Genomic DNA, 22,998 nt, shown 5'->3' on the forward strand with positions numbered 1-22,998 from the left:
AGTGAGAGAGCGTGGGGGTCATATCACAGCGGTCTTGTTGCCGAGGCCGAGGTAGGTGTCGATGATTCGCCGGTCGTGGAGCAGGTCCTGCGCCGGTCCGGTCAACGCGACGGCGCCGGTCTCCAGCACATAGCCGCGGTCGGCGACCTGCAGCGCGGCGCGCGCGTTCTGCTCGACCAGCAGCACCGACACGCCGTGCGCGCGCAGCGACGACACCACGTGCAGCACCTCGCGCACGATCAGCGGCGCCAGGCCCAGCGAGGGCTCATCGAGCATCAGCAGGCGCGGCCGCGCCATCAGCGCCCGGCCGATGGCGAGCATCTGGCGCTCGCCGCCCGACAGCGTGCTGGCGAGCTGGGCGCGTCGTTCCTTGAGGCGCGGGAAGATCGCGAAGACCTCATCCATGCGCTCCTTCTGGTCGCGCTTGCCGGTGCGCCAGCGGTAGAAGCCGCCGAGCAGCAGGTTGTCCTCGACCGGCATCTCGCCGAACAGCTCACGCCGCTCGGGCACCAGCGCCACACCGCGCGCGACCATCGCCTCGACGCTCGGCCGCGCGATGCGTTCGCCCGCCAAGCTCAGGCTGCCGCTGGACGGCAGCAGGCCCATCGCGGCGCACAGCAGCGTGGTCTTGCCGGCGCCGTTGGGGCCGATGACGGTGACGATCTCGCCTTCGTTCACCTGCAGCGCGACCTGGTGCACCGCCTCCACCGCGCCGTATGCGACGCTGAAGTCCCGGAGTTCAAAAAGCGCTGTCATGCAGTCACCGCCATCGGTTCTTCGTCGCTGCCGCCCAGATAGGCGTCCAGCACACGGGGATTGGATTGCACCTGGGCCGGCGTGCCCTCGGCGATGACGGCGCCGAACTCGAGCACCGTGATGCGGTCGGCCAGGTTCATGACGAACTCCATGTCGTGCTCGACCACCAGGATGCCGAGGCCTTCCGCGCGCAGTTGCGACAGCAGTTCGGCCAGCGCCTGCTTCTCGAGGTGGCGCAGGCCGGCGGCCGGCTCGTCGAGCAGCAGCGCGGCCGGCTGGCCGGCGAGCGCGCGCGCGATCTCGACCACCCGCTGCTGGCCCAGCGCCAGCGAGGCGGCCGGCGCGTCGGCATGGGCGCCGAGTCCGCAGCGTTCGATCTGGCGGCGGGCTTCGGCCAGCAGCGCGGCCTCTTCGGCCCGGTCGAGGCGCAGCATCGATGCGATCCAGCCGCGATGTCCGCGCCGGTGGGCGCCGAGCGCGACGTTCTCGAGCACGCTGCGGTTGCCGAGCAGCCGCACGTGCTGGAAGGTCCGGCCCAGACCGCGCGCCGCGAAGTCGCGCGAGGGCTTGCCGGTCATGGCCGCGCCGAGCAGGCGCACTTCGCCTTCGGTCGGGTCGTCGACGCCCGAGATCATGTTGAAGAAGGTGCTCTTGCCGGCGCCGTTGGGGCCGATCAGCGCATGCACCTCGCCGGCCTTGAGCGTCATGGCGACCGCGTTGTTGGCGACCAGGCCGCCGAAGCGCTTGGTCACGCGGTCGGCCTCGAGCAGCAGTTCGCCGGCGGCCGGCAGCGTGCGGGCGTCCAGCGCCGCGATCGCCTTGGCGGGCTTCACCGGCTGCGGCTTCAGGAAGCGGCCGCTCACGCGCGCCAGCGTCGGCCAGAGCCCCTCGGCGAAGCGCTGCAGCACGAACAGCATCAAGAGGCCGAAGACGATCACCTCGAAGTTGCCGCTGGCGCCCAGCAGCTTCGGCAACAGGTCCTGCAGCTGCTCCTTGACCAGCGTGATCAAGGTCGCGCCCAACACCGCGCCCCACAGGTGGCCCGAGCCGCCGACCACCGCCATGAACAGGTATTCGATGCCGATGTTGATGTTGAACGGCGTCGGGTTCACGAAGCGTTGCAGGTGCGCGTAGAGCCAGCCCGACAGGGCCGCCAGCAGCGCAGCGAGCACGAACACCTTGACCCGGTAGCGCGCCGTGTCGACACCCATCGATTCGGCCATCACGCGGCCCGACTTGAGCGCCCGCACGGCGCGGCCCTCGCGCGAGTCGAGCAGGTTGTGCAGCGCCCACAGCGCCAGCAGCAGCACCGCCCAGATCAGCGGCCCGAGCGCCCGCGGCGACGCCAGCGAGACGCCGAAGACCGTCAGTGCCGGGACGCCCGTGATGCCGGTCTGGCCGCCGAGGAACTCGAGGTTGCCGAACAGGAAGTAGAGGCTCAGGCCCCAGGCGATGGTGCACAGCGGCAGGTAGTGGCCCGAGAGCTTGAGCGTGATCGCGCCGAGCCCCCAGGCGACCAGGAAGGTCAGCAGCAGGCCGAACAGCAGGCCGACCCATGGCAGCAGTGGCGCAGGCACGACGCCGCCGAGCGCGGCGGCGGCGGTCGGCGAGGTGCAGACCCAGGCGGTGGCATAGGCCCCCACGGCGACGAAGGCCGCCTGGCCGAAGGAGGTCATGCCGCCGACGCCGGTGAGCATCACGAGTCCGGCCGCGACCAGCGAATAGAGCGCGATGTAGCTGAACAGCGTGACCGTGAACTCGGGCAGCCAGGGCCAGCTGAGCGCCAGCGCGGCGATGCAGAGGAGGGTGAGGTGGCGACGGGTCATTCCTCGTCCTCCACATGACGGCTGCGCAGCGATCGCCACCAGAGCACAGGGATGATCAAGGTGAACACCAGCACTTCCTTGAAGGCGCTGGCCCAGAAAGAGGAGAAGGCTTCGAGCTGCCCGACCAGCAACGCGCCCAGCAGCGCGATCGGGTAGCTGCCGAGGCCACCGACGATGGCGGCCACGAAGCCCTTGAGGCCGATCAGAAAGCCGGTGTCGTAGTAGACCGTGGTCAGCGGCGCGATCAGCAGGCCCGAGACCGCGCCGATCAGCGCCGAGAGCGCGAAGCTCAGGTCGCCCGAGAGGTCGGTCGGAATGCCCATCAGCCGCGCACCGACCCGGTTCATCGCGGTGGCGCGCAGCGCCTTGCCGACAATCGAACGTTCGAAGAACAGGAACATCAGCACCACCAGCACGAAGGCGACGCCGACCACCACCAGCGACTGGCCGCTGATCGGCACGCCGCCGATGTCGAAGCGCGCTTCCGAGAAGGCCGGGGTGCGCGAACCCTCGGCGCCGAAGAACAGCAGGCCGAGGCCGACCAGCACGCCATGCAGCGCCACCGAGACGATCAGCAGGATCAGCACCGTCGCGTGGGCCAGCGGACGGTAGGCCAGCCGGTAGAGCAGCGGCCCCAGCGGCGTGATGAGGAACAGCGTGGTCACCGCCTGCAGCGCCAGCGACGAGGGGCGCAGGCCCAGCACCAGGCCGGCCGCGAGCACGGGAAACAGAACCGTCCAGACCAGCGTCGACTTCCAGTCGACCGTCGCCCCGCGCTTCCAGCGCCAGGCCTCGACCACCAGCGTCATCGCGGCCAGCGCGACCAGCAGCCACAGCGTGGCCGGCACGCGCCCGGCGGTCAGCGCCGCCATCGACAGCGCGCCGAACGCGACCAGTTCGCCCTGCGGGATGAAGATCACCCGCGTGACTGAAAACACCAGCACCAGGGCCAAGGCCATCAGTCCGTAGACCGCGCCGTTGACGATGCCGTCCTGCCCGAGCAACAGGGCAATCTGCAAGTCCATATTGATTCCGGATCGGCCGTGCGGCGGCCTTCATTCATCGGAGGGAGGCAGGAGGCGCCGCGCGGCGCCTCCTTTCAAGCGGCTGCGCTCAGTTCGCCGGAGGGATGTACTTCCAGGCGCCGTTCTCGATCTTCACCATCACGCGTGCGCGCTGATCCAGACCCAGGTGATCGTTCGGCGTCATGTTGAACACGCCGTGCGCACCGGGCAGCTCCTTGACCTGCTCGAGCGCATCGCGCAGCGCCGCGCGGAACTCGGGCGTGCCCGGCTGCGCCTTCTTGAGCGCCACCGGCACCGCGGCGGCCATCAGCAGGCCGGTGTCCCAGGCGTGGGCACCGAAGGTCGAGACCGTGCCCTTGCCGTTGGCGGCTTCGTAGGCGGCGACGTAGGCCAGCGCCGACTTCTTCACAGGGTTGCTCGCGGGCAGCTGCTCGGCCACCAGCACCGGGCCGGCCGGCAGCAGCGTGCCTTCGACGTCCTTGCCGCCGACACGCAGGAAGTCGGCATTGGCCACGCCGTGGGTCTGGTAGATCTTGCCGGCGTAGCCGCGTTCCTTGAGGCTCTTCTGCGGCAGCGCGGCCGGCGTGCCGGAGCCCGCGACCAGCACCGCATCGGGCTTGGCCGACATCAGCTTGAGCGTCTGGCCGGTGACCGAGGTGTCGGTGCGCGAATAGCGCTCGTTGGCGACGATCTGCAGCTTCTTGAGCTCGGCGGCCTTGGCGAATTCCTGGTACCAGCCTTCGCCGTAGGCGTCGGAGAAGCCGACGAAGCCGACCGTCTTCACGCCGCTGGCGGCCATGTGCTCGGCGATCGCGAGCGACATCATGATGTCGTTCTGCGGCGTCTTGAAGACCCAGCGCTTCTTGGCATCCATCGGCTCGATGATGCGGGCCGAGGCGGCCATCGAGATCACCGGCGTCTGGCTCTCGGCCGCGACGTCGATCATCGCCAGCGAGTTCGGCGTGGTGGTCGAGCCCAGGATGATGTCGACCTTGTTCTCGGAGATCAGCTTGCGCGTGTTGTTGACCGCGGCGGTGGTGTCGCTGGCGTCGTCGAGCACGATGTAGTTGATCTTCTGGCCGCCGATGGTCTTGGGCATCAGCGCGATCGTGTTCTTCTCGGGGATGCCGAGCGAGGCGGCCGGGCCGGTGGCCGACACGGTGACGCCGACGTTGATGTCGGCCTGGGCCAGCGCCGAGGCCAGCAGCATCGCGGCGAGGGCGATCGGTTTGAGTAGTTTCATTCGGGTTGTCTCCGGTTTTTCGAGGGGGTTGAGGATAAGCGGGAAGCGTGGGCGTCAGTCGTCGATGGCCGTCACGCGAACAGGCGTTTGCACGGCGGGCAGGCCGCCGAGAAAAAGGTCGGCCACCACCGGCGCCATCGCGTCGTAGTCGAGCTCGCCGTCGGGGCGCATCCAGATGAACATCCAGTTGATCATGCCGAACAGCAGCATGGTCAGCGGCTTGGCCAGCGCGGCCTGCTCCAGGTCGGGCCGCAGTTCGGCGACCACGCGCGCGAATCCCGCCACCACGGTGCGCTGCGTGCCGAGCACGCGCTCGCGGTCGTCTTCCTCGAGGAACTTGACGTCCTCGGTCAGCACCCGATGCGCGTGCTTGGCGCCGGCGTATTCCTCGACGAAGCGGCGGATCAGTTCGCGCAGCCGCGCGGCCGGCGCCAGGCCCTGCCGCTCGACGTCGCTCACCAGGTCCTCGAGGCGCGAGACGTGGTTCTCGGCGATGCTCACGAGCAGGCTGTATTTGTCGCGGTAGTAGTGATAGAGCAGCGCCTTCGAGAAGCCGCAGGCCTCCGCCACCTGGTTCATCGAGGTCGCCGAATAGCCGCGGTTGGCGAACAGCAGCGCGGCATGCTCCAGGATCATGTCGCGTTGGTCGTCGTATCCGGCAGCTCGTCCTCGGGCCATGGCTTCCTTCGGGGGTGTTGGTTTCAGCGTTCGTCGAAAGAGAGGACCACGCGCTCGGTCAGCGGGTGGGCCTGGCAGGTCAGCACGAAGCCGGCCGCCACTTCATTCTTGTCGAGGGCGAAGTTTCGCTCCATCCGGACCTTGCCCTCGATCACCTTGGCGCGGCAGGTGCCGCAGACGCCCGAGGTGCACGAGAAAGGCACTTCCATGCCGGCCGCCGAAGCGCAGTCGAGGATGCTCGGCTGGTCCTTGCGGAATTCGATCTCGCGCTGCAGGCCGTCGCGCACGATGACGATCTTCGCCACTTCGGCGTCGCCCGGTTTCGCCTCGTGGATCACGGCGCCGACCGGTGCGCCTTCGGGCGCGGCAACCCCGAAGCGCTCGATGTGGATGCGCTCCTCGGGCACGCCGGCCGCGAGCAGCGCGGCCTCGGCTTCGTCGTTCATCTGGAACGGGCCGCAGATGTAGGCATGGTCGATGCTGCCCGCCGGCACCACGCTCGACAGGAATTCGCCGAGCTTGGCGCGGTCCATGCGCCCCATGTTGAGCGGCGCGTCGGTCGGCTCGCCCGAGAACACGTGGTGCAGCACCAGGCGCGACATGTAGCGGTTTTTCAGGTCCTCGAGTTCTTCCTTGAACATCGTGGACTGCAGCTTGCGGTTGCCGTAGATGAGGGTGAAGCGCGACTGCGGCTCGCGCGCCAGCACCGTCTTCATGATCGACAGGATCGGCGTGATGCCGCTGCCGCCGACGATCCCCACGTGCTGGCGCTTCGACTGCGGCTCGATCGGCACGAAGAAGCGGCCCTGCGGCGCCATCACGCTGATGGTGTCGCCGGGCTGCAGCTTCTCGTTGATCCAGTTCGAGAAGGTGCCGCCCTTGACCTTGCGCACGCCGACGCGCAGTTCGCCGTCGTCGACGCCGGCGCAGATCGAGTAGGACCGGCGCAGGTCCTGGCCCTCGATGTCCTTGCGCAAGGTGAGGTACTGGCCCTGGGTGAAGCCGAAGGCCTCGCGCAGGTCGGTCGGCACGTCGAAGGAGACGATGACGGCTTCGTCGGTGTCGGGCTCGACGGCGCGCACGCGAAGCGGATGAAAGATGACGCTCATGGGAGGCCCGTCAGATCGGTTTGAAATGTTCGAAAGGTTCGCGGCAGCTCACGCAGCGGTACATCGCCTTGCAGGCGGTGGAGCCGAAGGCCGACAGCCGCTCGGTGTTGCTGCTGCCGCAGCGCGGGCAGGCCACCGCATCGACCCGGCGGCCGAAGAAGCGGATCGGCACCGTGCCGTCGGCCGAGGCCGGTCCGGGCGGCGCGATGCCGTACTCGGACAGCTTGCGGCGGCCGTCGGCGCTGATCCAGTCGGTGGTCCAGGCCGGTGCGCGCTGCAAGGTGACATAGGCCGGGCCAAGGCCGGCCTGGTCGATGGCGGCCAGCACGTCGTGCTCGATCACCTCGGTGGCGGGGCAGCCCGAGTAGGTCGGCGTCAGCACGACTTCGAGCCGGTCGTCATGCTCGATCACGTCGCGCACGATGCCGAGGTCGCGCACCGACAGCGCCGGCACCTCGGGGTCGAGCACGGTGCCGAGCACGTCCCAGGCCTGGGCGCAGCGCGTGACGGCCGCGGCGGGCGCAGTCACCACACGCCTCCTGGGAACGAGCGCTGCAGGTGCTGCATCTCGGCCAGGATGTAGCCCATGTGCTCGGTGTGGACGCCCTTCTTGCCGGTGCTGCGGAAGGCTGCTTCCTTGGGCTCGACCAGCGCGGCTTCGCCGAGGATCGTGCGCATCTCCGCACGCCAGGGCGCCTCCAGCTCGGACCAGCGCGGCCCCAGGCCGGCGGCGGCCGCGGCCTCGTCGACCGCGTCGGACTCGAACATCTCGGGCGTGTAGCGCCACAGGTCGGCCAGCGCCGCTTCGATGCGCCGGCGCGATTCCTCGGTGCCGTCGCCCAGGCGCACCACCCAGTCGGCCGCATGCTGCTGGTGGTAGCGCGCCTCCTTGACCGCCTTGCCGGCGATGCCGGCGAGCTCGGCATCGGAAGAGTCGCGCAGGCGCTCCCACAGCAGCTTCATCAGCGTCGCGACCATGGCATTGCGCAGCACCGTGAAGGCGAAGTCGCCGCGCGGCAGCTCGACCAGCGTCAGGTTTCGGTAGTCCTTCTCGTCGCGCAGGAAGGCCAGCTGGTCCTCGTCATGGCCGAGGCCCTCGATGCGGCCGGCGTGCGTCAGCACGGCGCGGGCCTGGCCGATCAGGTCGAGCGCCATGTTCGACAGGGCGATGTCCTCTTCGAGGATCGGCGCGTGGCCGGACCATTCGGCGATGCGCTGGCTGAGGATCAGGCAGGTGTCGCCGAGGCGCAGCAGGTACTGCACGGCGGGCGTGGATTCGATGGCGATGGAGGCTTGCATGGTCGGGCGCTCACATGTGGTCGACGGAACCGGGGAGCTTGTAGAAGGTCGGATGGCGATAGACCTTGTCTTCCATCGGATCGAAGTACATGTCCTTGTCGGCCGGGTCGCTGGCGACGATCTGGTCGGAGCGCACCACCCACACGCTGGTGCCTTCCTGGCGCCGCGTGTAGACGTCGCGCGCCATCTGGATCGCCATCTTCGGGTCGGCCGCGTGCAGGCTGCCGCAATGCTTGTGGTCGAGGCCCGAGCGGCTGCGCACGAAGACCTCCCAGAGGGGCCATTCGGCGGCGGAGGCGGGGGTGGGGTTCGTCATGTCGTCTTTTCCTTGCAGATGGGGCGCTCAGGCCGCCAGTGAGGTGGGTTCGGCGCGCTTGGCGGCATGGGCGAGCGCGGCCTCGCGCACCCAGGCACCGTCTTCCCAGGCCTTGACCCGGGCGCCCAGGCGCTCGCGGTTGCAGGGGCCGTCGCCGCCGATCACGCGCCAGAACTCGCTCCAGTCGATCGGGCCATGGTCGTGGTGCTGGCGCTCCTCGTTCCACTTCAGGTCGGGGTCGGGCAGGGTCACGCCGAGCACCTTGGCCTGCTCGACCGCGGCGTCGATGAACTTGGCACGCAGGTCGTCGTTGGTGAAGCGCTTGATGCCCCAGCGCATCGACTGCGCCGAGTTGGGCGACTGGTCGTCCGGCGGGCCGAACATCATGATCGACGGCCACCACCAGCGGTCGACCGCGTCCTGCACCATCGCCTTCTGCGCCTCGGTGCCGTGCTGCATCATCGTCAGCAGCGCCTCGAAGCCCTGGCGCTGGTGGAAGCTCTCCTCGCGGCAGATGCGGATCATGGCGCGCGCATAGGGCGCGTAGGAGCAGCGGCAGATCGGCACCTGGTTCATGATCGCGGCGCCGTCGACCAGCCAGCCGATGGTGCCCATGTCGGCCCAGGTCAGGGTCGGGTAGTTGAAGATCGAGCTGTACTTGGCGCGGCCGCTGTGCAGCGCGTCGACCATCTGGTCGCGCGAGGTGCCGAGGGTCTCGGCGGCCGAGTACAGGTAGAGCCCGTGGCCGGCCTCGTCCTGCACCTTGGCCAGCAGGATCGCCTTGCGCTTGAGGGTCGGCGCGCGCGTGATCCAGTTGCCTTCGGGCAGCATGCCGACGATCTCGGAGTGCGCGTGCTGGCTGATCTGCCGCACCAGCGTCTTGCGGTAGTGCTCGGGCATCCAGTCCTTGGCTTCGATGAAGCCGCCTTCGTCGATGCGGGCGTCGAAGCGCTGCTCGAGCTGCATCTCTTCGGCGGAGCGGATCGGCTTCTTGGCGTCGCCGGGCTCCTTGCCCATCGTATCCATCGCTTGGGTGTACATCGTGATCCTTTCAGGCGCGGGGCCTTATTTCGGTCGCTGGTCGACGACGCGCCGGGCCTTGCCGGTCAGCGTGCGTTCGATGGTGTCGGGGGTGAGCACGTTGACCGTGGTCGAGATGCCCACCAGGGTCTTGATGCGCTGCTGCAGCCATTGCGTGATCTCGCGCAGCTCGGCGGCATCGGTGCCCGCCGCGGCCTGCGGCTGCAGCTCGCACTGCACCACGACCGTATCGAGCAGCCCTTCGCGCGCCACGTTGATCTGGTATTGGCCCGAGAGCTTGGCGTGCTGCAGCACGATCTCCTCGATCTGGGTCGGGAACACGTTGACGCCGCGGATGATCAGCATGTCGTCGGAGCGGCCGACGATCTTGCCCATGCGGCGGAAGCTGCGCGAGGTCGGCGCCAGCAGGCGCGTGAGGTCGCGCGTGCGGTAGCGGATGATCGGCAGCGCCTCCTTGGTGAGCGAGGTGAAGACCAGCTCGCCCTCCGAGCCGTCGGGCAGCACTTCGCCGGTCTCGGGGTCGACGATCTCGGGGTAGAAGTGGTCTTCCCAGACCACCGGGCCGTCCTTGCTCTCGATGCATTCGCTGGCGACACCCGGGCCCATGACCTCGGACAGGCCGTAGATGTCGACCGCATCGATGCCGGCCTTGCCTTCGATCTCGCGCCGCATGGCCTCGGTCCAGGGCTCGGCGCCGAAGATGCCGACCTTGAGCGAACTCTCGCGCGGGTCCAGCCCCTGGCGCACGAACTCCTCGATGATCACCTGCATGTAGCTCGGCGTGACCATGATCAGGTCGGGCCGGAAGTCGCGGATCAGCTGCACCTGCTTCTCGGTCTGGCCGCCCGACATCGGGATCACGGTGCAGCCCGCGCGCTCGGCGCCGTAGTGGGCCCCGAGGCCGCCGGTGAACAGGCCGTAGCCATAGGCCACGTGGATGATGTCGCCACGGCGCCCGCCCGCGGCGCGGATCGAGCGCGCCACCAGGTCGGCCCAGCGGTCGATGTCGCCCTGCGTATAGCCGACCACGGTCGGCTTGCCGGTGGTGCCCGACGAGGCATGGATGCGCGCCACCTGCTCGCGCGGCACCGCGAACATGCCGAAGGGATAGTTGTCGCGCAGGTCCTTCTTGGCCGTGAACGGAAACTTCGCGAGGTCGCTCAGCTGCTTCAGGTCGGACGGATGAACGCCCTTGGCATCGAAGGCCTGGCGGTAGTGCGGCACGTTGTCGTAGGCGTGCTGCAGGGTCCAGCGCAGGCGCTGGAGCTGCAGCGCCTGGATCTCGTCGCGGCTGGCGGTCTCGATGGCATCGAGGTCGCCGGGCTGGGGTTGCTTGACGGGCATGTGGTGTCTCCTCTGGCGGTTCGGTCGGCGGCGTGTCAGTCAGCGACCGCCGGCTTGCCCTTGATGGTGTAGGAGCGGCCGCGGAACATCGCGATGCGCTCGCCGTGCTGGTTGGTGATCTCGCTGTCGTAGACGCCGGTGCGGCCGGCCTTCGACAGCTCGAAGCTGCGGGCCGTGAGCACGTCGCCCTCGCGCGCCGGCGCCACCAGGTCGATCGAGAAGCCCGAAGCCACCGTCAGTTCGTTGTACGAGTTGCAGGCGTAGGCAAAGGCGGTGTCGGCCAGCGCCGCCAGGAAGCCGCCGTGGCAGGTGGCGTGGCCGTTGAGCATGTGGCCCTGCACCGTCATCGTGACCGTGGCCTGGCCCGGCGCGACCTCGGTCACGTCGATGCCCAGGCCGCGCACGGCGGGATCGTTCGCGTACATGCGCTCGCGGACCCGTTCGGCGGTCTGCTGGGGGGTGCGGTCGGAGGTGTCGGGCATGTCTGTGGGGCTTGCGTTCATCGGTCGGTGAAGACGGGGGCGCGCTTGGCGCCGAAGGCGGCCACGCCCTCGAGGTAGTCGTGGGCGCTGCCGAGCTGCGACTGCAGCGCGGCTTCCATGTCGAGCGCCTGGTCGAGCGTGAGCGCCTGCGCGCCGTCGATCGCGGCGCGGGTCGCGGCCAGCGCCTTCGCGGGCATCGCGGCCAGCCGCTGGGCGAGCTTGGCGCATTCGTCGGCCAGGGCTGCGTCGTCGACGCATTTCCAGATCAGGCCGATGCGCTCGGCCTCGGCCGCGGGCAGCTTGTCGCCCAGCATCGCCAGGCCCAGCGCACGGGCGCGGCCGACGATGCGCGGCAGCAGCCAAGTGCCGCCGGTGTCGGGCACCAGCCCGATCTTGGCGAAAGCCTGGATGAAGCTGGCCGACTGCCCGGCCAGCACGAAGTCGCAGTTCAGCGCCAGGTTGGCGCCCGCGCCTGCCGCCACGCCGTTGACCGCGGCGATCACCGGCACCGGCATCGACTTGAGGCGCTGCACCAGCGGCTTGTAGAGCGTGTTGATCGCCAGCGCGAGGTCCTTGGGCGGCTCGCCCGGCGCCGCGGGCGCGACCATCGGGTCGGCCAGGTCCTGGCCGGCACAGAAGCCGCGGCCGGCGCCGGTCAGCACTACGCAACGCACTTCGGGGTTGGCGGCAGCGGCGTCGAGCCCCGCGCGCAGTGCCTGGTGCATGCCTTCGGTGAAGCTGTTGAGGGCGGCGGGCCGGTTCAAGGTCAGCGTCAGGACCGGACCCTGCTGGGTCGCGAGGACGAGGGAGTCGGACAAGCTGTGCCTCCTGTCTGGGTTATTGGCGTGGGGCTGGGGGTCTTGACCGGCGTCAAAAGTATCGTTGACCGACCGGTCGGTTAATCATAGGATCGGTCCGAGCTTGACGCAAGTCAAAAGTGCCAAGGGATAACCCTTAATTCAAACGACGGAGATTTCGCGATGCCTTGTTATTCCATCGAAGGCGTGGTGCCGGTCATCGACCCGAGCGCCTACGTGCACCCCACCGCGGTCCTGATCGGCGACGTGATCGTCGGCCCCGACTGCTATGTCGGGCCCTGCGCCGTACTGCGCGGCGATTTCGGCCGCATCGTCCTGGAGCGCGGCTCGAACGTGCAGGACACCTGCGTGGTCCACGGCTTCCCGGCGCAGGACACGGTGGTCGAGGAAAACGGCCACATCGGCCACGGCGCGGTGCTGCACAGCTGCATCGTGCGGCGCGATGCGCTGGTGGGCATGAACGCGGTGGTGATGGACGAGGCGGAGATCGGCGAGGCCTCGATCGTCGCCGCCTGCGCCTTCGTGCCGGCCGGCCGCAAGATCCCGCCGCGCTCGCTGGCCGCCGGCATGCCGGCCAAGGTGATGCGCGCCCTCAGCGACCAGGAAGTGGCCTGGAAGCTCGAAGGCACCCGCACCTACCAGGCGCTGACCTTGCGCAGCCTGGCCAGCATGCAGGAAGTGGCGGCCCTGACCGCGGTCGAGCCCGAGCGGCCGCGCGTGGCGGCGCCGGACGTCAAGCCGCTCATCGCGACCAGGCGCGGCTGAGGGCTGGCGCGGGCCGCGTCAGGTCGCGGTCGCTCTCGACCGCGAAATAGAACCACTCGGTCCCCGGCAAGGCCTCGGCATTCGGGAACACGATGAACCCGTCGCGTTCGGCGTGCAGCATGCTGCCGTCCGCGCGCACGCCGATCGGCTCGCCCCGCGCCACCGGGTCGAAGGTGGCCCACTCGCGCACGAACTGGTCTTCGGCGTGCAGCCGGTCCACCACGCTGACCAGCCGCAGCAGCGAAGGCGCCCGCGGGGGCGCCGCCGCCGGATCGGGCTCGATCATGCCCAGCAGGCGCAAGGCCGACAGGATCGCCCGCCGGGCCACGTCGGGCGCCGCCGGGTCCTGGTGCTGGCCGCATTCGAGCGTCACGCCGTAGCCGCCGCGGCTGCGCATGTATTCGTTGGTGCCCCAGCCGAAGGCCAGCGCGGCCTCGTCGGCGGCCTGCCCGCGCTGCGCCAGCCCCGCCGCATAGATGTCGAGCCAGCCCTCGACCACCCGGGGGGTGCCGAGGTGCAGCGCCAGCTGCCCTTCCTCGAAGGCGCGCGAGAACGGCTCGAGCGGGCCCTGGTTGTCGCGCGGCCCGATCATCGCGAAGGCCTCGCCCTCGCTCTGGAACGAATGCAGGTCGAGCAGCACCTCGTGGCGATCGAGCAGCGGGCACAGCAGGTCGGTGATGCGGGCCTCGTAGTCGGCCGGCTCGGCGCCTGGCGCGGTCGGGCGGAACAGGCGGTTGAGGTTGCGCTCGCCCTCGCGCCGGAGCAGCCGCCGCGCCAGCGGATTGGCGACCGGCACCAGGGTCAGCTGGCCGCGCAGAAGCTGGAGCGAACCGTCATCCAGCGCGGACACGACGCGCTCGATGCCGGCGGTGCCGCAGGTCTCGTCGCCGTGCACCCCGCCGAGGACGATCAGCCGCGGCCCCGGCTGCAGGCTGGCGTAGCCATGGATGCGAAGGAGGTCGGTGGAGGCGGTCATTTCGCTGTCCATCCTACAGGCCCGCGAAAGCCGGTCCTACCGCGTTCTCCCCGGTACCGTGAGACAAACGCAGGCACCAGACAGGAGCAAGCGATGGCCACGAAGAACAATCCCGCGAAGACCGATGCCCAGGGTTCGAAGGATGCGGGAGGAGGCAATACCCAGGTCGAGCAGGAGGGCGAATCGGCGCCGCGCCTGCCGCACGAGCACGACCAGTCGTCCGACAGCCAGAAAAGCGCCGACGGCGCCCCGCCGCGCGTCGGCCGCCAGGCGCACGAGGACCTCGAGCGCGGCCTGGTCGACACCGACAAGGGCCCGGTGACCGACCGGGTCTACAACGACAAGCTCAAGCCTTGACGGCGGTGGCGAGTTGATCGCGCATCGCCCGCACCACGCCCGCATAGTCCTTGGCATTGAAGATCGCGCTGCCCGCCACGAAAGTGTCGGCGCCCGCGCTCGCCACCTGCGCGATGTTGTCGGCCTTGATGCCGCCATCGACTTCGAGCCGGATGTCGCGACCGGTCGCGTCGATGCGCTTGCGCGCGTGCTCGATCTTGCGCAGGGCGGAATCGATGAAGCTCTGGCCGCCGAAGCCGGGGTTCACGCTCATGATCAGGATCAGGTCGATGTCGTCGATCACCCAGTCGAGCGCTTCCAGGCCCAGGCCCGGGTTGAACACCAGACCGGCCTTGCAGCCCGCCGCCTTGATCGCCTGGATGCTGCGGTGCACGTGCGGCGAGGCGTCGGGATGGAAGCTGATGTAGTCGGCGCCGGCCTGCGCGAAGGCCGCGGCCAAGGCGTCCACCGGCTGGATCATCAGGTGGACGTCGATCGGCACCGGCTGGCCGTCGGGCGTCTTCGCATGCGGCTTGAGCGCCTGGCAGACCATCGGCCCGAAGGTCAGGTTCGGCACATAGTGGTTGTCCATCACGTCGAAATGGATCCAGTCGGCGCCAGCGGCGATGACGTCGCGCACCTCGTCGCCAAGGCGGGCGAAGTCGGCCGAGAGGATGGATGGGGCGATTCTGAAGGGGCTGCTCATGGGTCCGGATTGTCGCAGCAGGGGCGGCGGCTTGCAGCGCCACAGGAGCCTTCCGTTACTATCCCTGCGATGTCCACGCTACCGATCAGTGTCCAGGTCGAGCCACGCTACCTGCCAGACCAGTCCTCGCCCGAGGACCGGGTCCACACCTTCGCCTACGCCGTGACGGTCACCAACAACGGCCCGGTGGCGGCGCAGCTGATCGCGCGCCACTGGATCTTCGCCGACGCCTCCGGCCACACGCAGGAGGTCGACGGCCTCGGCGTCATCGGCCAGCAGCCCCTGCTGGCGCCAGGGGAATCGTTCCGCTACACCAGCGGCTGCCGGCTGCAGGCCCCCAGCGGTACCATGCACGGCAGCTTCTTCTTCGTCACCGAGCGCGGCGAACGCTTCGACGTTCCGATCCCCACGCTGGTGCTGGAAGCCGACGCGGGCGACATGCCCACTTCGCGCGTGCTGCACTGAGCACGCTTTTCTCTTTCGCGCCATGAACGCCTTGCGCGCTCTGGATCTTCCGCGGGGGGCGATGCCCCCCTCAAGCTGAACCGATGACGTCTTTCCTGCCCAATGATCTGCTGGGTTTCTGGTCGGAGTGGGTGCGGCCCTCGGCCGGCCTGCCGACCGTGTTGTGGTCGTTGCTGCTGGCCACCGCGGCCGCGGCCGGCCACCTGGTGCAACGCTACATGGGCCTGCCCAAGGTGGTCGGCTATTCGATCGTCGGCACCGTGGTCGGCTTCGCCGGCTTCGAGGGCGCGATCTGGCCGCTGCAGGGCATCAGCCTGTTCCTGCTCGAGCTCGGCGTGGCGATCGTGCTGTTCGAGGCCGGCGGCCGCCTGCCGCTGCGCTGGTTCCGCCACAACCCGATGGTGCTGGTGCAGAGCCTGCTCGAGTCGACCTTGACCTACTTCGGCGTCTTCTGGGCCCTGCACTGGCTCGGCATACCCGACCCGGTGGCCAATCCGATCGCGCTGATGGCGATCGTGGCCTCGCCGGCGGTGCTGAGCCGGGTCGTGATCGACACCCGGGCCTCGGGCCCCGTGACCGAGCGCGCAATGACGCTCGCCACCCTGAACACTTTCTACGCGCTGGCGCTCGGCTATGCGCAGGCCGGGCTGATCGAGCACGCGCCCACCGGACTGCTCGAGAAGCTCAACCCGGTCGGCGTAGTGCTCGGCCTGTCCTTCGTGGTCGGCGGGCTGATGGCGCTGTCGCTGCGCTCGGCGCTGCGCGTCATGAGCCCGACCAGCGAGAACACCTCGATCCTGCTGCTGGCGATCATCGCCGCCGGGGCCGCGCTGGCGGCGCACTTCGGCGGTTCGGCGCCACTGGCGGCCCTGATCGGCGGCGTGCTGCTGAAGGCGCTGAACCCCAAGCCCTGGGCCTGGCCGCGGCAGCTCGGCACCGCGGCCTCGCTGCTCACGATGCTGATGTTCGTCCTGGTCTCGATCGTCGCCGCCCAGGCCGACTGGAGCCTGCCGGTGGCCAGCGTGGTGCTGAGCGTGATCGGCGTGCGCGCGGTCGCCAAGATCGCCGGCGTCGCGATCGCCAACCCGGGCAGCGGCGCGAGCTGGAAGCAAGCTTTCTGGGTCGGCTGCGCGATGTCGCCGCTGTCCTCGATCGCACTGCTGATCACCTCGGCCTTCGTCACCGCCTCGCCGCTGCTGGGCGCGATGATCACCCAGATCGCCTTGCCGGCGATCCTGCTGATGGAGGTGCTCGGCGCGGTGCTCGCGACGGTCGCCATCCACGCCGCCGGCGAGAGCTCCACGCCCTGGACCCCCGAAGCCTTCGGCACCGTGGAGGACACGCAAAGATGAGTCATCGCACGATCGATCCCGCCACCGGCTCGCCGGCCAACACGCCCGCCAGCCGGGTGGTGCCGCTCGAGCCCTTCAACAAGTCGGTGGCGCTGTCGCTCGGCGTCGAGCTCGAGCTGCAGCTGGTCAACACCCACGACTACGACCTCGCGCCCTATGCCGAGGACATGCTGCGGCTGATGGCGCAGACGCCGCTGCCCGGCAGCGTGGTGCCCGAGATGACCTCGAGCATGATCGAGATCTCGACCGACGTCTGCCATTCGGCGCAGGACGTGATCGCCCAGCTGACGCCGATCCGCGACGCGCTGGTGCGCAACGCCGACAAGCTCAACATCGCGGTGGTCGGCGGCGGCACCCATGCCTTCCAGCAGTGGCACGAGCGGCGCATCTACGACAAGCCGCGCTTCCGCGAGCTGTCCGAGCTGTACGGCTACCTGTCGAAGCAGTTCACGATCTTCGGCCAGCACGTGCACATCGGCTGCCCCGATGCCGACGCGGCGCTGCTGATGCTGCACCGCATGTCGCGCTACATCCCGCACTTCATCGCGCTGTCGGCATCGTCGCCCTTCGTGCAGGGGCAGGACACGCAGTTCGATTCGGCCCGGCTCAATTCCGTGTTCGCGTTCCCGCTGTCGGGCCGCGCGCCCTTCACCCTGTCGTGGCGCGAATTCGAAAACTACTTCAAGCGCATGACCCGCACCGGCGTGGTCCGCAGCATGAAGGACTTCTACTGGGACATCCGGCCCAAGCCCGAGTTCGGCACCATCGAGATCCGCGTCTTCGACACCCCGCTCACGGTGGAGCGCGCCGCCGCGCTGGCGGGCTACGTGCAGTCGCTGGCCGCCTGGTTCCTGCAGGAGCAGCCCTTCACGCCGACCGAAGACGACTACCTGGTCTACACCTACAACCGCTTCCAGGCCTGCCGCTTCGGCCTCGATGCGCTGTATGTCGACCCGGCCAGCGGCGAGCACATGCCGCTGCGCGACCATATCCTCATGACCATGACGCAGCTCGAATGGCATAGCGAAGCCCTTAACGCCACGCAGGCGCTCGGCGAGCTGCGCACCAGCGTCGAGGCCAACCGCAACGACGCCCGCTGGCTGCGCGAGAAGCAGGGCAAGGAACGCCTGCTGGCCGAGGTGGTGCGGCAGGCGGCGCTGCGCTTCCGCAGCACGACGGTGTGAGCACGGCATGAGCGGCACCGGCGAATTCGATCTCATCGCGCGCTACTTCACGCGCCCCGCGCGGCGCTCGCCGCTGGGCGTCGGCGACGACTGCGCCCTGCTGGCGCCGGCCGCGGGCATGCAGCTCGCGGTGTCCACCGACATGCTGGTCGAGGGGCGGCACTTCCTGTCGACGGTCGACCCGGCGCGCCTCGGCCACAAGGCGCTGGCGGTCAACCTCAGCGACCTGGCGGCCTGTGGCGCCAGGCCGCTGGCCTTCACGCTGGCGCTCTCGCTGCCGGCGGTCGACGCGGCCTGGCTGGAGGGCTTCTCGCGCGGCCTGTTCGCGCTGGCCGATGCGCACGGCTGCGAGCTGGTCGGTGGAGACACCACGCGCGGCCCGCTCAACCTCTGTATCACGGTGTTCGGTGAGGTGCCGGCCGGCGCGGCGCTGCTGCGCTCGGGCGCGCGCGCCGGCGACGATGTCTGGGTCAGCGGCACGCTGGGCGATGCGCGGCTGGCGCTCGAGGTCTTTCGCGGCACCCTGGCGCTGCCGGCCGATTCATTCGAACTGGCGCGCGGCCGCATGGAGCAGCCGACGCCGCGGGTCGCGCTCGGCATGGCGCTGCGCGGCATCGCCACGGCGGCGGTCGACATCAGCGACGGGCTGGTGGGCGACCTCGGGCACATTCTGAAAGCCAGCGGCGTCGGTGCGCGGCTCGACGCCGATGCCGCCGCGAAACTGCTGGCGACCGGTGATTCGACAGGCCTGGATATCGACCTTCGGCGCCTCTGCGCACTGGCCGGCGGCGACGACTACGAACTCGCGTTCACCGCGCCGCCGGCGGCGCGCGCCGCGGTCGAGCAGGCGGGCCGCGCCAGCGCGACGCCGGTCACGCGCATCGGCGCCATCGAGGCCGAAGCGGGACTGCGGCTGGTCGATGCGCAAGGCGCGGCCGTGACGCAGCGCTTCGCGTCGTTCGACCACTTCGCCTGAAGCACGGTCAGGCGCGGCGCCGGGTCTGCACCGGCACCGCCTCCAGCACCGCGAACGCCGAATCGATCTCGAGATCGTTCAGCACGCAGGTCAAGCCCCGGTACAGCTCGTTCGGCGACACCGGCTTGTGCAGCAGCGGCACGCCGCTGGCACGGGCCTCGCGCAGCCGCTGCGGCGCCGTGTCGCCGGTGATCAGCAGCGCCGGCAGCTGCTCGCCGAACTCGGCGCGCAGCGCGGCGATGGCCTCGGCGCCGGTGCGCAGCTCGCGCAGCCGGTAGTCGCTGATGACCAGGCCCGGCGGATGGGCCCGGGCGAGCGCCTGGGCGTCCTCGATCGAATCGGCGACGTCGCATTCGCAGCCCCAGGCGGTCAGCAACTGCTTCATGCCGGCGCGCACCGCTTCGTCGTCGTCGATCACCAGCACCCGCACGTCGAACACGCGCGCATGCCCGGCCGCCGCCTCTAGGCCGCCGCTGGCCACGCCCGCCTGCGCCATCGGCAGTGCCAGCCTGAACACGCTGCCGCGCCCCGGCACCGACACCAGCGACAGCGAGTGGCCGAGCGCGCGCGCCAGGCCCTGGGCGATCGCCAGGCCCAGCCCCAGGCCCTTGCGCCGGTCGCGCTCGGCGTTGCCGAGCTGATGGAACTCGCGAAAGATCTCGCCCTGCTGGGTCGGCGCGATGCCGATGCCGGTGTCCCAGACTTCGAGCAGCAGCTCCCGGCGGCGCGCGCGGCAGGCCACCAGCACGCCGCCGCTGTCGGTGTAGCGGATCGCGTTCGACACCAGGTTGCGCAGGATCAGCGCCACCAGCGCCGGATCGGAGCGCACCGCCGCATGGGTCTCGCGCGAACGGTAGACGATGCCCTTGGCGTCGGCCTGCGGCGCCAGTTCGTTCTCGATCCGGTTGAGCAGCGGCTGCAGCTGGAAGTCCTGCATCTGCGGCTCGACCACCCCGGCCTCGATGCGCGAGAAGTCGAGCAGGGTGTCGAGCATCTCGGCCGAGGCGTGCCAGGTGGCCCGGGCGTTGGCCAGCGCGTCGTACTGCGCGGCCGACAGCTTGCTGCGCGCCAGCACCTCTAGGAACAGCCCCTGGGCGTGGATCGGCTGGCGCAGGTCGTGGCTGGCGGCGGCCAGGAACTTGGACTTCGCCAGGTTGGCCTCGTCGGCCTTGAGCTGGGCCGCCTGCGCATGGCCGGTCTCGATCCGCAGCCGCTCGATCAGCTCGAGGTTCTCGAAGCGCAGGTCGATCGCCGCCCGCGCCGCCCGGGCGCCGTTGCGCGCCTGGCCAAGCAGGGTCGCCACGTACAGCACCCCCGCCGCCCCGAGCGCATTGAAGGCCGGGTCGCCCAGCAGCACCAGCTTGGCGGCCAGCACGGCCAGCTCGATCGTGCCGAAGACCACGAACACCGGCAGCACCGGCGAGAGCGAAGACATCGAGCTGCCGGCCACGCCCGCCAGCACCGCGATGACCAGGATGCTGCCGGCCGTCGAGGTGCTGCCCAGCGTGACCCAGGCCAGGGCGCCCCAGGCGGCGGCGTCGATGCCGTTGAGCGCCATCTGCCGCCAGACCAGCCGGGGCGCGCGCTCGAACGAGATCTCGCGGGCCAGTGTGCGGCGGGCATCGCGGGCGCAATACAGCTTGATCAGGATCACGATGCCGGCCCACAGCCGCAGCGCCAGCGCATTGGTGTCGTTGGCCAGCACCCAGACCAGCAGCAGCGCGACACCGATCGTCGGGCCCACCGAACTGCCGATATTGCCGAGCTGCAGCCGCAGCTGCTCCACCAGCGTGCGCCCGTCGGCCAGGCGCAGGAACCCCGTCATCAGCCGACCAGCCCCCGGCGGCGCGCCGCGAAGCCGGCCTCGGAGCGGCTCGACACCTGCAGCGCCGCCAGCACCGCCTGCACGTGGCCGCGCACCGTGTTCTCCGACAGCCCGAGGCGGCGCCCGATGACCTTGTTCGGCAGGCCCTGGCACAGCAGGTCCAGCACCTCGAACTGCCGCGGCGTCAGCAGCTGGGGCGACCCGGCGCCCTCGCCGGCCGCTGCCTGCGCGGCGGCGCCAGCCGGCTCGCCGCGGCGCAGCCGTTCGATCACGGCCAGGATGTTGTCGGCGCTGTCGGCCTTGGAGACGAAGGCGGCGGCGCCGCGCTCCAGCGCCATGCGCACGTTGTGCGGGCCGGCGTCGGAGGACAGGATCACCACCACCGCCTCGGGCCACTTGCGCTTCACCAGCGCGATGCCCTCCAGGCCATTGAGCCCGTGCAGCTGGATGTCGAGCAGCACCAGGGCCGGGTCGTCCATGCCGGCGCGCAGCCCTTCTTCGAGCGAGCTCGCCTCGGCCACTTCGAGCTCCGGAATGCCGGAGGCGAGCACCATGCGAAGGCCGCAGCGGAACAGCGCGTGGTCGTCGATGAGGAGGATGCGGGCCGGGAGCATGAGGCGCCGATTCTGCGCGAAGTCGGACCGGTCCAAATGGACTATTTACCAGCGGCGCCCCAGGAGCGACCATCGATGTGCCGAAGCTCTCTCCGTTGACGAACCCCCGCCTGCCGCCACGCCGAATGAAGCCCCTGATCGACATCCAACGCATCGGACCGGATGCCTTCCGCCACCGCATCAGCGCCCAGGGCGGCGCGGTCCAGGAAGAGAGCCGCAGCTTCGCCGCGCTGGAGCACTGCCTGCGCGACGCCGGTGAGTCCCTGGGCCGCTACTTCCAGCAGGTGGAACTCAAGTTCGACGGCCTGTTCCTGGGCGCTTGCGCCGTCGACGCGCTGCGCAACACCCCGCTGGCCGTGGCCCGCCGCATCAGCCAGCACTTCCAGCCGGCCTGACCGTCGGCCCGGCGACGAAGCGCCAGGCCAGCAGGGCCGCGAGCGCGGGCGCCAGCGCAAAACTCCCGAACAGCCAGCCGGCGGCCGATTGCGCGCCCGCACTGCCGCCCGGCGTGGTCAACCCCGCTGCGTTTGCCACCAGCCCGGCCACCGCGGCACCGATCGCCATGCCGTAGAGCTGCACGGTGGTGATCGATGCCGAGGCCAGGTTCTCTTCGCCGCGCGGCGCCAGCGTCAACACCCGGGTCAGCAGATGCGGCCACCCCATGCCGACGCCGAAGCCGGTGGCGCCCAGCGCGAGCGCCATGCCCACGGCCTGGGCCGCCGGCGCCCATCGCGCCACCGGCACCAGCAGCATCAATCCGATCAGGCCGGCCAGGCTGACCAGCGGGCCGAAGCGCAGCATGCGGTCGGCCTGCGGGCCGCTGCGGCCGGCGGACAGCAGCGAGGCCGCGCTCCAGCCGCCGGCCATCGCGGCCGTGAGGTAGCCGGCGGCGAGCGGCGAATGGCCGTGCAGCGTCTGCAGGAAATACGGCACGAAGATCTCGGTGTCGGTGCCGATCAGCAGCAGCGCCACGCTGGCGTAGATCGCACCGAAGGCGGTGAAGGGGGCGCAGGCGCCGGTCGGCAGCAGGCGGACCTTCGCGCGCCGGTCGATCCGCACCAGCGCCAGGCCCAGCGTCAGCCCGAAGAGCACCATGCCCAACTGCGCGTACAGCGTGTCGAACAGGCTGGCGGTCGCCACGCTCAAGGCCGAAGCGATCAGCAGCAGGATCTGGCCGATCGGCAGGGCGACGCGTGGCGCGCCCGTCTCGCCGGGGCTGCGCGCCGGCAGCTGCAGGCCGGCGATCAGCGCCTGCCCCAGCGCCACCGGCAGCAGGGCCCAGAAGGCCCAGCGCCAATGCCCCAGTTCGGCGAAGACGCCGCCGACCGCCGGCCCGCACAGGGTCGCGACGCCCCACATGCCCGACACCAGCGCCACGGCGCGCGGCCACAGCCGAGCCTCGAACATCAGGCGGATCAAGGCATAGCCCAAGGCCGCGAGCACGCCGCCGCCAAGCCCCTGCACCGTGCGTCCGGCCAGCATCCAGGCCATGTCCGGGGCCGTGGCGCAGCCGATGCTGCCCAGCACGAATACGGCCAAGGCCGCGAGGTAGCTGCGGCGCGGCCCGAACTGCTGCAGCAGGCGCACCGAGAGCGTGGCCCCGAGGATCGACGCCGCCACGAACAACGTGGTGTTCCAGGCATACCATTCGACCCCGCCGATCTCCCGCACCACCGAGGGCAGGACGGTGGTCACGATGTGGACGTTGACTGCATGCAACGCGACGCCGCCGGTGACGGCGACCGCGCGCCACGCGTTGCGGCCCGAGAAAAGCTCGGCCCACGAGGCGGTCGGGGGCGGGAGGGCGGCGGTGAACGACGAGGACATGCAATCGGCTCCCTGGCGGCAATTATCAAAGTAAT

At 69.9% G+C, this 22,998-nt stretch carries 25 protein-coding genes; 7 read left to right on the plus strand and 18 right to left on the minus strand.

The window, feature by feature from the left end; all coding sequences use genetic code 11:
• Positions 1-18: 18 nt before the first annotated feature.
• The 13 genes from QZH52_RS16555 to QZH52_RS16615 form a co-directional block, all read right to left on the minus strand.
• On the minus strand, positions 19-756 hold the full coding sequence (locus QZH52_RS16555; RefSeq protein ID WP_301810952.1) for an ABC transporter ATP-binding protein: 738 nt from the start codon (positions 754-756) through the stop codon (positions 19-21).
• Complete coding sequence (locus QZH52_RS16560; RefSeq protein WP_301810954.1) at positions 753-2,582, minus strand: branched-chain amino acid ABC transporter ATP-binding protein/permease; 1,830 nt, start codon at positions 2,580-2,582, stop codon at positions 753-755. The genes QZH52_RS16555 and QZH52_RS16560 overlap by 4 nt, the downstream gene beginning before the upstream one ends.
• Positions 2,579-3,607: a branched-chain amino acid ABC transporter permease gene (locus tag QZH52_RS16565; RefSeq protein WP_286533667.1), complete on the minus strand. Its 1,029-nt coding sequence runs from the start codon at positions 3,605-3,607 to the stop codon at positions 2,579-2,581. The genes QZH52_RS16560 and QZH52_RS16565 overlap by 4 nt, the downstream gene beginning before the upstream one ends.
• A gap of 88 nt (positions 3,608-3,695) precedes the next feature.
• Complete coding sequence (locus QZH52_RS16570; RefSeq protein WP_301810958.1) at positions 3,696-4,850, minus strand: ABC transporter substrate-binding protein; 1,155 nt, start codon at positions 4,848-4,850, stop codon at positions 3,696-3,698.
• A 54-nt stretch (positions 4,851-4,904) separates the two neighbouring features.
• Positions 4,905-5,528 (minus strand): TetR/AcrR family transcriptional regulator, encoded by a 624-nt coding sequence (locus QZH52_RS16575; protein ID WP_301810959.1) that lies wholly within the window; start codon positions 5,526-5,528, stop codon positions 4,905-4,907.
• A 23-nt stretch (positions 5,529-5,551) separates the two neighbouring features.
• Positions 5,552-6,637, minus strand: a complete 1,086-nt coding sequence (paaE, locus tag QZH52_RS16580) for a 1,2-phenylacetyl-CoA epoxidase subunit PaaE (RefSeq protein WP_286520009.1) — start codon at positions 6,635-6,637, stop codon at positions 5,552-5,554.
• Positions 6,638-6,647: 10 nt separating this feature from the next.
• Positions 6,648-7,166, minus strand: coding sequence for a 1,2-phenylacetyl-CoA epoxidase subunit PaaD (paaD, locus tag QZH52_RS16585; RefSeq protein ID WP_301810962.1), 519 nt, complete (start codon positions 7,164-7,166; stop codon positions 6,648-6,650).
• On the minus strand, positions 7,163-7,936 hold the full coding sequence (gene paaC, locus QZH52_RS16590; RefSeq protein ID WP_301810964.1) for a 1,2-phenylacetyl-CoA epoxidase subunit PaaC: 774 nt from the start codon (positions 7,934-7,936) through the stop codon (positions 7,163-7,165). The genes paaD and paaC overlap by 4 nt, the downstream gene beginning before the upstream one ends.
• Before the next feature lie 10 nt (positions 7,937-7,946).
• The gene (gene paaB, locus QZH52_RS16595) at positions 7,947-8,252 is read right to left on the minus strand and encodes a 1,2-phenylacetyl-CoA epoxidase subunit PaaB (RefSeq protein WP_286372007.1); all 306 of its coding nucleotides are present in this window, start codon (positions 8,250-8,252) and stop codon (positions 7,947-7,949) included.
• Positions 8,253-8,279: 27 nt separating this feature from the next.
• On the minus strand, positions 8,280-9,293 hold the full coding sequence (paaA, locus tag QZH52_RS16600) for a 1,2-phenylacetyl-CoA epoxidase subunit PaaA (RefSeq protein ID WP_286520004.1): 1,014 nt from the start codon (positions 9,291-9,293) through the stop codon (positions 8,280-8,282).
• A 24-nt stretch (positions 9,294-9,317) separates the two neighbouring features.
• Positions 9,318-10,637, minus strand: coding sequence for a phenylacetate--CoA ligase PaaK (gene paaK, locus QZH52_RS16605; protein WP_301810967.1), 1,320 nt, complete (start codon positions 10,635-10,637; stop codon positions 9,318-9,320).
• A gap of 35 nt (positions 10,638-10,672) precedes the next feature.
• Complete coding sequence (paaI, locus tag QZH52_RS16610) at positions 10,673-11,119, minus strand: hydroxyphenylacetyl-CoA thioesterase PaaI (protein WP_286533655.1); 447 nt, start codon at positions 11,117-11,119, stop codon at positions 10,673-10,675.
• A 17-nt stretch (positions 11,120-11,136) separates the two neighbouring features.
• A complete protein-coding gene (locus QZH52_RS16615; RefSeq protein WP_301810969.1) occupies positions 11,137-11,937 on the minus strand; it encodes an enoyl-CoA hydratase-related protein in 801 nt (266 codons plus the stop codon).
• Between the two features lie 162 nt (positions 11,938-12,099).
• Between QZH52_RS16615 and QZH52_RS16620 the strand changes: the two genes are divergently transcribed.
• On the plus strand, positions 12,100-12,702 hold the full coding sequence (locus QZH52_RS16620) for a phenylacetic acid degradation protein PaaY (protein ID WP_301810970.1): 603 nt from the start codon (positions 12,100-12,102) through the stop codon (positions 12,700-12,702).
• Here QZH52_RS16620 and QZH52_RS16625 read toward each other — a convergent pair.
• Positions 12,680-13,690 (minus strand): succinylglutamate desuccinylase/aspartoacylase family protein, encoded by a 1,011-nt coding sequence (locus QZH52_RS16625; protein ID WP_301810971.1) that lies wholly within the window; start codon positions 13,688-13,690, stop codon positions 12,680-12,682. The two genes, QZH52_RS16620 and QZH52_RS16625, sit on opposite strands and share 23 nt — an antisense overlap.
• Before the next feature lie 81 nt (positions 13,691-13,771).
• On the opposite strand from QZH52_RS16625, the gene QZH52_RS16630 reads away from it, so the two are divergent.
• On the plus strand, positions 13,772-14,035 hold the full coding sequence (locus QZH52_RS16630) for a hypothetical protein (RefSeq protein WP_286533647.1): 264 nt from the start codon (positions 13,772-13,774) through the stop codon (positions 14,033-14,035).
• Here the strand turns inward: QZH52_RS16630 and rpe are convergent.
• Positions 14,025-14,720, minus strand: a complete 696-nt coding sequence (gene rpe / locus QZH52_RS16635) for a ribulose-phosphate 3-epimerase (protein WP_286533645.1) — start codon at positions 14,718-14,720, stop codon at positions 14,025-14,027. The two genes, QZH52_RS16630 and rpe, sit on opposite strands and share 11 nt — an antisense overlap.
• A gap of 69 nt (positions 14,721-14,789) precedes the next feature.
• Here rpe and apaG point away from each other — a divergent pair, with 69 nt between their 5' ends.
• From apaG to thiL, 4 genes are all read left to right on the plus strand, one after another.
• Positions 14,790-15,185, plus strand: coding sequence for a Co2+/Mg2+ efflux facilitator ApaG/CorD (apaG, locus tag QZH52_RS16640; RefSeq protein ID WP_286519991.1), 396 nt, complete (start codon positions 14,790-14,792; stop codon positions 15,183-15,185).
• Between the two features lie 83 nt (positions 15,186-15,268).
• Positions 15,269-16,537: a cation:proton antiporter gene (locus tag QZH52_RS16645; protein WP_301810973.1), complete on the plus strand. Its 1,269-nt coding sequence runs from the start codon at positions 15,269-15,271 to the stop codon at positions 16,535-16,537.
• Positions 16,538-16,596: 59 nt separating this feature from the next.
• Positions 16,597-17,721 carry a YbdK family carboxylate-amine ligase gene (locus tag QZH52_RS16650; RefSeq protein ID WP_286510404.1) on the plus strand — a complete coding sequence of 375 codons (1,125 nt, stop codon included), beginning with the start codon at positions 16,597-16,599 and terminating at the stop codon, positions 17,719-17,721.
• A 7-nt stretch (positions 17,722-17,728) separates the two neighbouring features.
• Positions 17,729-18,697, plus strand: coding sequence for a thiamine-phosphate kinase (gene thiL / locus QZH52_RS16655; RefSeq protein WP_301810974.1), 969 nt, complete (start codon positions 17,729-17,731; stop codon positions 18,695-18,697).
• A 7-nt stretch (positions 18,698-18,704) separates the two neighbouring features.
• Here the strand turns inward: thiL and QZH52_RS16660 are convergent, their stop codons facing one another.
• Both QZH52_RS16660 and QZH52_RS16665 read right to left on the minus strand, forming a co-directional pair.
• The gene (locus tag QZH52_RS16660; protein WP_301810975.1) at positions 18,705-20,522 is read right to left on the minus strand and encodes an ATP-binding response regulator; all 1,818 of its coding nucleotides are present in this window, start codon (positions 20,520-20,522) and stop codon (positions 18,705-18,707) included.
• A complete protein-coding gene (locus QZH52_RS16665; RefSeq protein WP_301810977.1) occupies positions 20,522-21,136 on the minus strand; it encodes a response regulator in 615 nt (204 codons plus the stop codon). The genes QZH52_RS16660 and QZH52_RS16665 overlap by 1 nt, the downstream gene beginning before the upstream one ends.
• Positions 21,137-21,261: 125 nt before the next feature.
• Here QZH52_RS16665 and QZH52_RS16670 point away from each other — a divergent pair, with 125 nt between their 5' ends.
• A complete protein-coding gene (locus tag QZH52_RS16670; protein ID WP_286519984.1) occupies positions 21,262-21,531 on the plus strand; it encodes a hypothetical protein in 270 nt (89 codons plus the stop codon).
• On the opposite strand, the gene QZH52_RS16675 is transcribed toward QZH52_RS16670, so the two are convergent.
• Positions 21,506-22,963 (minus strand): MFS transporter, encoded by a 1,458-nt coding sequence (locus QZH52_RS16675; RefSeq protein ID WP_301810979.1) that lies wholly within the window; start codon positions 22,961-22,963, stop codon positions 21,506-21,508. The genes QZH52_RS16670 and QZH52_RS16675 overlap by 26 nt on opposite strands.
• Positions 22,964-22,998 lie beyond the last annotated feature (35 nt).

The sequence above is a fragment of the Variovorax ginsengisoli genome, from assembly GCF_030486595.1.
Classification (GTDB): domain Bacteria; phylum Pseudomonadota; class Gammaproteobacteria; order Burkholderiales; family Burkholderiaceae_C; genus Variovorax; species Variovorax ginsengisoli_B.